Origin of the sequence: Pseudoalteromonas sp. TB64, assembly GCF_000498095.1 — a bacterium.
Lineage (GTDB): Bacteria > Pseudomonadota > Gammaproteobacteria > Enterobacterales > Alteromonadaceae > Pseudoalteromonas.
Map to the genome: position 1 here is coordinate 1 of NZ_AUTQ01000157.1, position 1,295 is coordinate 1,295.

2 protein-coding genes are annotated in these 1,295 nt (G+C 51.5%); both read right to left on the reverse strand.

Features of this window, described 5'->3' with window-relative positions; translation table 11 throughout:
• Positions 1–800 (reverse strand): Ig-like domain-containing protein (locus tag L647_RS1000000125000; protein ID WP_216712737.1); only part of this gene is annotated, 800 nt, incomplete at its 3' end.
• On the reverse strand, positions 745–1,287 hold the full coding sequence (locus L647_RS1000000125005; protein ID WP_275451928.1) for an Ig-like domain-containing protein: 543 nt from the start codon (positions 1,285–1,287) through the stop codon (positions 745–747). The genes L647_RS1000000125000 and L647_RS1000000125005, both read right to left, overlap by 56 nt.
• Positions 1,288–1,295: the final 8 nt, after the last annotated feature.

Here is a 1,295-nt window from a genome sequence, read left to right on the forward strand (position 1 = left end):
TCAATGCTTTGAGTGGCATTCGCTGCATCTGTAAACGTCACCGTAATGGTGCTGTTAGGTGCATCACTGGTGCCAGTAACCGTCGGTGTGCTGTCGTTTGTTAATACTGGCGCATCCACGGTAATGCTTGGCGCGGTCGTGTCTATTGTGCCGTTGCCGGTAATATCGGTGCTGTTACCTGCTACATCGCTGATGTTAGCTTCAATACTATACGGTCCTTCTGCCAGTGCAGTGGTTACTTCGACCGAGAAGTTGCCGTCTGCATCAACCGTGGTGGTGAACGTTTGTGAGCTACCTAAATCATCCACTACGGTGAAGTTAATAACCGTGCCTTCAACTGCATCGCTTGTGCCGCTAAATATCGGCGTTACATCATTACTTGAACCTGGGCTGGTAAGCACAAGTGTCGGTGCAGTGGTGTCTACTTCACCAGCACCTGTGGCGGTGGTGTCGTTGCCTGCGGCATCTTCAACACTCGCACTAATGGTGTATGCACCTTCTGCAAGTGCTACCGGTACAGGGATTGACCATGTGCCATTGGCAAGTACGGTGGCGCTTATTGTTTGCGGTGTGCCACTGCTGTCAGTGACAACAATCGTTACTTCACTTCCCTGTACTGCATCGCTGGTACCTGCAATCGTTGGAGTGGTGTCGTTGCCTACACCGTTGTCGGTAATAACAAGGCTCGGGCCAGTAAGGTCTATCTGACCTGTCTCTGTTGCACTCCCTATATTGCCCAGCCCATCATTCACGGTAGCTGTGACGGTGTATTCGCCTTCNATCGACGCTCCATATGCCACCTGTTACCGTGGTCGTTACGGTGGTGATGTTATCAGCACTGTCGGTAAAGCTTAAGCTGATGATTGTGTCATCAGCTGCATCACTTGTCCCGCGAATTTCTGGCGTGGTGTCATTGGTGTCAACCAGTACATTAATACTGATGCTTGGCGCAGTGGTGTTCAAAGTGGCGGTTTCACTTAACGTGGTGGTGTTGCCTGCACTGTCGCTTACGCTTGCTTCGATAGTGAGTGGACCGTCAGTCAGTGCATTCGGTACATCTGCTGACCAGCTCCCATCGGATTGCACTGTTGCGATGAACGTTTCTGTATTATTTGCATCCGTGACGTTAATCGTTATAACCGTGCCTGCTGGCGCGTTCGATGTCCCGCTAATCGTTGGCGTGCTGTCGTTCGTCGCTCCCACGGTATCCAGTGTTAATGTCGGTGCTAAGGTATCAAGAGTGCCTGATTGAACTGCGCCGCCGGTGTTGCCTGCATCATCGGTGATACTGGCTT